This window comes from Mycobacterium sp. NGS50, from assembly GCF_059812545.1.
Genome location: NZ_JCALCW010000021.1, coordinates 89,953 through 97,021 on the forward strand (window position 1 = coordinate 89,953; position 7,069 = coordinate 97,021).

The following is a 7,069-nucleotide window of genomic DNA, read 5'->3' on the forward strand; positions in this document are numbered from 1 at the left end:
CCCGACCAACAGACTGTGGCGGACGCCACCCGGCGGTGAGGACAGACGGTGACGACGGAGTTCGCGCCGGACGCAGTGGGCGTCCAGCGGATCCAACTCGACGTCACCGGCATGTCCTGCGCGTCGTGCGCGGCCCGCGTCGAGAAGGCACTGCACACCATCACCGGGGTGCGTGCCTCGGTCAACGTCGCGACCCGGGTGGCCACCATCGACGCGCCCGCCGACACCGCCCTGGCTGAGCTGTGCGGCGCGGTGCAGCGCGCCGGCTACCAGGCGCACGCCCATTCGCCGCGTTCGATGGCCGACCACGACCCCGACGCCCGCCAGGCCCGCAGCCTGCTGGTGCGGTTGGCTGTCGCGGCGGCGCTGTTCGTACCACTGGCCGGCCTGTCGATATTCGCGGCAGCGCCCGACATGGCGAGCTCCTGGATGGTGACCGCGCTGGCCGCACCGATCGTGACGTGGGCGGCGTGGCCGTTCCACCGCTCGGCCATGCGCGCCGCCCGACACGGTGCGGCGGGCATGGACACGCTGATCTCGATCGGTGTCGGCGCGGCGACCGGGTGGTCGCTGGGGCAGGCTCTGCTGGGCAGCGGGCCCGGCTATCTTCCGGTCGCCGCGGGTGTGACGGTGTTCGTGCTGACCGGCCGGTATTTCGAGGCCCGCGCCAAGTCGAAGGCGGGTGCGGCGCTGCGGGCGCTGGCGGCCTCGGGCGCCAAAGATGTCGCGGTCGTTCTGGCCGGCGACGACGAAATGGTGATCCCGGCCGTCGAACTCAAGGAAGGCCAGCGGTTCGTCGTGCGGCCGGGTCAGGCCATCGCGGCGGACGGGCTGGTGGTCGACGGTGCCGCCGCTGTGGACGTCAGTGTGATGACGGGGGAGCCGCGACCCGTCGATGTGCAACCCGGGGCCACCGTCGTCGGCGGCACCGTCGTGCTGGACGGGCGGCTGATCGTGGAGGCCGCCGCGGTGGGGCCCGATACCCGGTTCGCGGGCCTGTTGCGGCTGGTGGAGGAGGCGCAGTCGCAGAAGGCGGATATCCAACGGCTGGCCGACCGCATCGCCGGGGTGTTCGTGCCCGGGGTGCTGGTGATGGCGGTGATCACCGCAACCGCGTGGTGGGCGGTGAGCGGCAATCTCGACCGCGCCTTCGCCGCCGCGCTGGCCGTCGTCGTGATCGCCTGCCCGTGCGCGCTGGGCCTGGCCACCCCGACCGCGATGATGGTCGCCGCCGGCCGCGGTGCCCAGTTGGGCATCTTCCTGAAGGGACCGCGCGCGCTGGAAGCCGTGCGCGCGGTGGACACCGTGGTGTTCGACAAAACCGGGACGTTGACGACCGGGGCGCCGGTGGTGACGGCCGTGGTCGCCGCCGATGGATGGGAGCAGGGCGAGGTGCTGGCCGCGGCGGCCGCCGTGGAGGCCGCCGCCGAGCATGCCGTGTCGCGTGCGATCGTCGCCGCTCATCCCGCCGCCGCATGCCGTCAGGTCGACGACTTTGCGGCGATCGCGGGCGATGGCGTGGCCGGAATCGTCGACGGCACTACCGTCGCGGTCGGCCGGCCCGCCTGGGTGGGACGCGGCCGGGTGGTGCCCCGTGACATCGCCGCGGCCCGGCGCAGCGGTGAATCAGCCGGGGAGACAGTGGTATTCGTTGCGATGAACGACGCCGTCTGCGGCGCGATCCGGGTGGCCGACGCGGTGCGCGAATCGGCGGCGGACGCTGTCGCGGCCCTGCACCGCGATGGTCTTCGCACCATGCTGTTGACCGGCGACAACGCCGCCGCCGGGGAGACCATCGCCGCCGCAGTCGACATCCGCGATGTGGCTGCCGACGTGTCGCCGGACGGCAAGGTCGATGTGGTCGACCGGTTGCGGGAGCAGGGCCGCGTTGTCGCCGTGGTGGGCGACGGGATCAACGACGGCCCTGCCCTGGCCCGCGCCGATCTGGGCATTGCCGTCGCCCGCGGCGCTGATGTCGCGATCGCCGCCGCCGACATCATCCTGGTCCGCGACGGTCTCGACGCGGTACCGCAGGCCCTGCGGTTGGCCCGCGCTGCCATGCACACGGTGCAGACCAACATGTTCTGGGCCTTCGGCTACAACGCCGCCGCGATCCCGATCGCCGCGTCCGGACTGCTCAACCCGCTGGTGGCCAGTGCGGCAATGGCCGCGTCGTCGTTTCTGGTGGTGTCGAACAGCTTGCGGCTGCGCAGGTTCAGCTAGGAGCGCTGCTGCCGGCGGCTGGTGAGCCAGACCAGTACGGCCAGCACCGCGGCAGCAGCAACCGGCAGATGGCTGGCGACCCGAATGGTGGTGACCTGACCGGCGACGGCGTCGGCGACCACATAGCAGCTCAGCAGCCCGACGTACGCCACCAGAACGCTGGCCAGGCCCAGGGCGATGGGTGGCAGAAACGCCGCGGCCACCGTCACGATGCCCAAGGCCGCGGACCACGCGGTGGATTCGTTGAGTAGATGTGCGCCGGTCGCGGCGCCGTGGTCATGGTGGGTGGCAACCAGGCCGAAGTTCATACCCGCCGCCTGGGCCACCGCCAGCCAGATCTGGACCAGACCGGCCAGCCCCAGCGCCGTCCGCAGCCCGTAGCGACGGCCCCAGCGGACCGGCGTCGCCGCGGGAGGCAGCCGGCTCGAGGACGGGACCGCGGCCTCGTCGGAGACCGCCAAGCCGCGCAGGTCGACGGCCTGTAGCTGGGCGCTGGCGTACCACGCCGCACATCCGCGGCAGGCCCGGAGGTGCTCATCGACTCGCGCCGCCGGCACCGGCTCGCGCTCGCCGTCGATGCGGGCCGACAACGCCTCGCGGGCCACCTCGCAGTCCATCGCATCATCGTCTCGCATCGTCACGCGCCCCGGTGCACGGCCCGGCGCGTTGGACTACAAAGAGACGGTGAGGAGCGCATCCGCGATTCTTTGCGTCGGGTTCGCGGCGGCCACCGCCGTGCTCGTGCAGTGCGCCGGGGCGCCGCCGCGTCCGGCGCCCAGCACGTCGCGGGTATCGAGCAGCGCCGCCCCCGCCCCGCGCGTGCACCCGGTGACGGCGTCCGAGCTGGGCGCGACCTGGCACCCGGGCTGCCCGGTCGAACCCGGACAGCTGCGCCGCGTCGATGTCACCCACCTCGGGTTGGACGGCCGGACCCACCAGGGTGAGCTGGTAGTGCACCAGGCGGTGGCCGCCGAGGTGTTGTCCGCCTTCGACCAGCTCTACCGGCTGCGCTATCCCATCGAGAAGATCCGCACCGCCGACCACTACCCGGCAGCCGCCGACGAACTGTCGATGGAGGACAACAACACCTCGGCCTTCAACTGCCGCGGGATCCCGGGCAGCGACCGCTGGTCGTGGCATGCCTACGGTCGGGCGGTCGACCTGAATCCACGGCTCAATCCGTCCGTGCACGCCGATGGCGGATTCGAGCCGACGAACGCGGCCCCCTACCTGGATCGCGCCCGCAGGGATCCGGGCCTGATCCACCAGGACGACCCGCCGGTCACCGTGTTCAGCGCGGCCGGCTGGCAATGGGGAGGCTACTGGCAGTCACCGATCGACTACCAGCACTTCGAGCTGCCGGATCGCTGAATCGGGCAGCGAGCGCTGCGCGGGCCCGGCCGTGCGCGCTGTTAGTCTGCGAAGGCGATACGGAAAGAGGGTTGTGCGCACCACCGGAGAGATCAAGGCCTTAACCGGGCTCCGCATCATCGCCGCGGTTTGGGTGGTGCTGTTTCATTTCCGGCCGCTGCTGGAACAGGCCACCCCGGACTTCCGCTCGGCGCTGGCCCCGGTGCTCAACTGCGGCGCCCAGGGAGTCGATCTGTTCTTCATCCTCTCTGGGTTCGTGCTGACCTGGAATTACCTGGACCGGATGGGGCCGCAGTGGTCTGCTCGCGCCACGGTGCACTTCCTGTGGCTGCGGTTGGCCCGGGTTTGGCCGGTGTACCTGGTCACCATGCATCTGGCGCTGGCATGGGTGATCTTCACCCTCAATTTCGGCCACATCCACCCGCAGGACCCGATCGAACTGTCCGCGATCAGCTACGTGCGGCAGTTACTGCTGGTGCAGTTGTGGTTCGAGCCGTTCTTCGACGGATCGAGCTGGGATGGCCCGGCGTGGTCGATCAGCGCGGAGTGGCTGGCCTATCTGCTGTTCGCGCTGCTGGTGCTGGTCATCTTCCGGATGGTGCGGGCCACCCGGGCGCGCAGCCTGTTGGTACTGGCTTTCGCGGCATCGTTACCGCCGGTGCTGCTGCTGCTGGGCACCGGCCAGTTCTACACCCCGTGGAGCTGGCTGCCCCGCATCATCACCCAGTTCACCGCGGGCGCGCTGGCATGCGCGGCGGTGCGCCGCCTGCAACCCAGCGACCGGGCCCGTCGCGGCGCCGGCTACCTGTCGGTGCTTTTGGTGGTGGTCATCGTCGGCTCGCTTTATCTGCTGGACGCGCACCCGCTGACCACCGTCAGCGATTCGAGCGGGCTGGTCGACATGCTGTTCATGCCGCTGGTGGTGACGCTGACGATCGGGGTGGGCAGCCTGCCGAGACTGCTGGCCACCCGGGTGATGGTGTACGGCGGACAGATCTCCTTCGGCCTGTACATGGTGCACGAATTGGTGCACACCGCATGGAACTGGGCGGCGATGCAGTTCGAGCTGACCCTGGATGGCGACGGCGGGCGGTGGATCGTGCTGGGGCTGCTGGCGGCGGCGGTGATCGGGTCCGTGGTGTTGTTCCACGGCGTCGAGGAACCCGCGCGCCGGTGGATGCGTCGGATGATGAGGCCGTCGGCGCCGGTGGACCGAGAAGCGGAACCCCCGCCGGACCCGCCGCCGCCGACACCGGCGGCGCCCGGTGACACCGCTGCTTCCGAAGCCGCCGGCACCGCTGAGCCCGATGAATCATCGTGTGCGCCAGAGGTTGTTGAATACGCCGTACGCTGAGCGGGCGAGGCCTTCCGCGTAAGCTCGGCGGGGACTCATGCGGTCGCATCAAGCGTGGAGGTAGCAGTGGGGCGGGTCAGCGCGGTTGGGATCGCACTGGTTGTGCTGGGCGGCATCGGGGCCAATCAGCTGGGGGAGGCGCCCGCCTACCGGGTCGCGTCGGCGGATTCGCCGCTGAACCACGTTGCGGTTGTCAGTGACTCGTATACGACTGGCACCAACGAGGGGGGCATGGGCCAGCACGCCTGGACGGCGCGGGCCTGGCAGATCCTCGGCCGCCAGGGGGTGCAGGTCGCTCCCGACGTCGCCGCCGAAGGTCGGGCCGGCTACGGGGCGATCGGAGATCACGGCAGCATCTTCCAGGATCTGACGGCGCGGGCCGTGCACCCCGACGACGTGCTGGTGGTGTTCTTCGGTTCCCGCAACGACCAGGGAGTCGACCCCGGCGCGCTCGGCGGAATGGCACACAGCAGCTTCGACCTCGCGCGGCGCATCGCGCCGGGGGCCACACTGCTGGTGATCGGGCCGGCCTGGCCCACCGCCGATGTTCCCCCCGCCGTGCTGGGCATCCGTGACACCCTGAGCTTTCAGGCCTGGACGGTGGGCGCGGTGTTCATCGACCCGATCGCCGAGGGCTGGTTCGTCGGCCGGCCGGAGCTGATCGGCGCCGACGGTGTGCACCCCACCGATGCCGGGCACGCCTACATGGCGGAGCAGATCGCGCCCCTGATCCGGGCTCAACTGCCGGTTCGGGCCTGAGCATGTAATAGAGCATCTGCTCTGTTACAGTAGCGGGGTGCCCCGCCCCCGCGTCCATGACCTCGACCGCGTGTTGGACGCGGTCGAAGCGCTGTCCGCCCGCTCGGGTCCGGCCGCGGTGACCATCCGCGCGGTCAGCACAACCGCGGGTGTGTCCAACGGGGCGGTCTATCACGCGTTCGGCTCGCGTGCCGGTCTGGTGGGCAGCGCCTGGCTGCGGGCGGGCCGCCGGTTCCTGGAACTGCAGGGTGACCTGGTGGATCGGGAACTGGCAGACAACGGTAGGGGTGCTGTCGATGCGATTGTCGCCGCCGCCGACGCCCCGGTGGAATTCGCTGTCCGCTACCCGGATTCGTCCAGACTGCTGCAGGCGATCGGGCGCGACGAGCTGCTGGATGCAGACCTGCCGGGCGAGGTTGCCGATCAACTGCGCGACCTGGACGCGCAGTTGATCGGGTTGATGATTCGGCTGTCTGCTGCCATGTGGAGCCGTAAGGACGCCGGTGCCGTCGACACCATCACCGCCTGCATCGTCGACCTGCCGACCGCGATCGTGCTCAGCCGCCAGCGGCTGGGCAGTCCCATCGCGCGCCAGCACCTGCACGCCGCGGTCCGCGCCGTCCTGAGCGTCGGACCAGCCCCGAAACCGAAAGGACGAAACCTGTGACACTCAGTTTCAGCCATGACGACAAGATCGCGATTCTGGATCTCGGCGACAACGAAAACCGTTTCTCACCCGCGTTTCTCGATGAGATCGACGCCGCGCTCGACGAGGTGGTCGGCTCCGGGGCACACGGCCTGGTGACCACCGCGACCGGCAAGTTCTACACCAACGGCCTGGACTTGGACTGGCTGGGCGCCAACGGCGAGCGGACCGAGTGGTATGTCGGCCGGGTACACGGATTGCTGGCCCGGGTGCTGACGTTGCCGCTGCCCACCGCGGCGGCGATCGTCGGTCATGCGTTCGGCGCCGGCGCAATGCTGGCCATGGCGCACGATTTTCGGGTGATGCGCGCCGATCGCGGCTTCTTCTGCTTCCCGGAGGCCGACATTCGCATCCCGTTCACCCCCGGGATGGCCGCACTGATCCAGGCCAAACTCACCCCGCAGGCGGCGGTCGCCTCGATGACCACCGCGCGCCGCTTCGGCGGCGCCGAGGCCCTCGGCATGGGCATCGTCGATGCGGGTGCCGGCGAGGGCGAGGTGACTGCCGCAGCGGTTGATCTGATCCGTCCGCTGGGCGGAAAGGATCCGGGCACCGTAGGCGCGATCAAGGCCACCATGTTCGGTCCGGCGGTGGCGGCGTTGACCGATTAAGCACGGGCGCCTTCCGCGCCGAGATTGCATCCAGGTACTGGGGCA

The 7,069-nt window shown here is 70.3% G+C and carries 7 protein-coding genes; 6 read left to right on the forward strand and 1 reads right to left on the reverse strand.

Annotated features, from left to right (window positions below; genetic code table 11):
- Positions 1-48 precede the first annotated feature (48 nt).
- On the forward strand, positions 49-2,223 hold the full coding sequence (locus AC5Y36_RS16185; RefSeq protein WP_500041939.1) for a heavy metal translocating P-type ATPase: 2,175 nt from the start codon (positions 49-51) through the stop codon (positions 2,221-2,223).
- On the opposite strand, the gene AC5Y36_RS16190 is transcribed toward AC5Y36_RS16185, so the two are convergent.
- Complete coding sequence (locus tag AC5Y36_RS16190) at positions 2,220-2,858, reverse strand: zf-HC2 domain-containing protein (protein ID WP_500041940.1); 639 nt, start codon at positions 2,856-2,858, stop codon at positions 2,220-2,222. The genes AC5Y36_RS16185 and AC5Y36_RS16190 overlap by 4 nt on opposite strands.
- A 49-nt stretch (positions 2,859-2,907) precedes the next feature.
- Here AC5Y36_RS16190 and AC5Y36_RS16195 point away from each other — a divergent pair, with 49 nt between their 5' ends.
- From AC5Y36_RS16195 to AC5Y36_RS16215, 5 genes are all read left to right on the forward strand, one after another.
- A complete protein-coding gene (locus AC5Y36_RS16195; protein ID WP_500041941.1) occupies positions 2,908-3,594 on the forward strand; it encodes a M15 family metallopeptidase in 687 nt (228 codons plus the stop codon).
- A gap of 73 nt (positions 3,595-3,667) precedes the next feature.
- Complete coding sequence (locus AC5Y36_RS16200) at positions 3,668-4,948, forward strand: acyltransferase family protein (RefSeq protein WP_500041942.1); 1,281 nt, start codon at positions 3,668-3,670, stop codon at positions 4,946-4,948.
- 66 nt (positions 4,949-5,014) lie between these two features.
- A complete protein-coding gene (locus AC5Y36_RS16205; protein WP_500041943.1) occupies positions 5,015-5,707 on the forward strand; it encodes an Rv0518 family GDSL lipase in 693 nt (230 codons plus the stop codon).
- A 37-nt stretch (positions 5,708-5,744) separates the two neighbouring features.
- A complete protein-coding gene (locus AC5Y36_RS16210) occupies positions 5,745-6,374 on the forward strand; it encodes a TetR family transcriptional regulator (RefSeq protein WP_500041944.1) in 630 nt (209 codons plus the stop codon).
- Entirely contained in the window at positions 6,371-7,024 is a 654-nt protein-coding gene (locus tag AC5Y36_RS16215; protein ID WP_500041945.1) for an enoyl-CoA hydratase-related protein, read from the forward strand. The genes AC5Y36_RS16210 and AC5Y36_RS16215 overlap by 4 nt, the downstream gene beginning before the upstream one ends.
- Positions 7,025-7,069 lie beyond the last annotated feature (45 nt).

Excerpts from the sequence above, each read along its gene's own strand:
- AC5Y36_RS16190 (WP_500041940.1), bottom strand. The coding sequence starts at position 2,858 with ATGCGAGACGATGATGCGATGGACTGCGAGGTGGCCCGCGAGGCGTTG.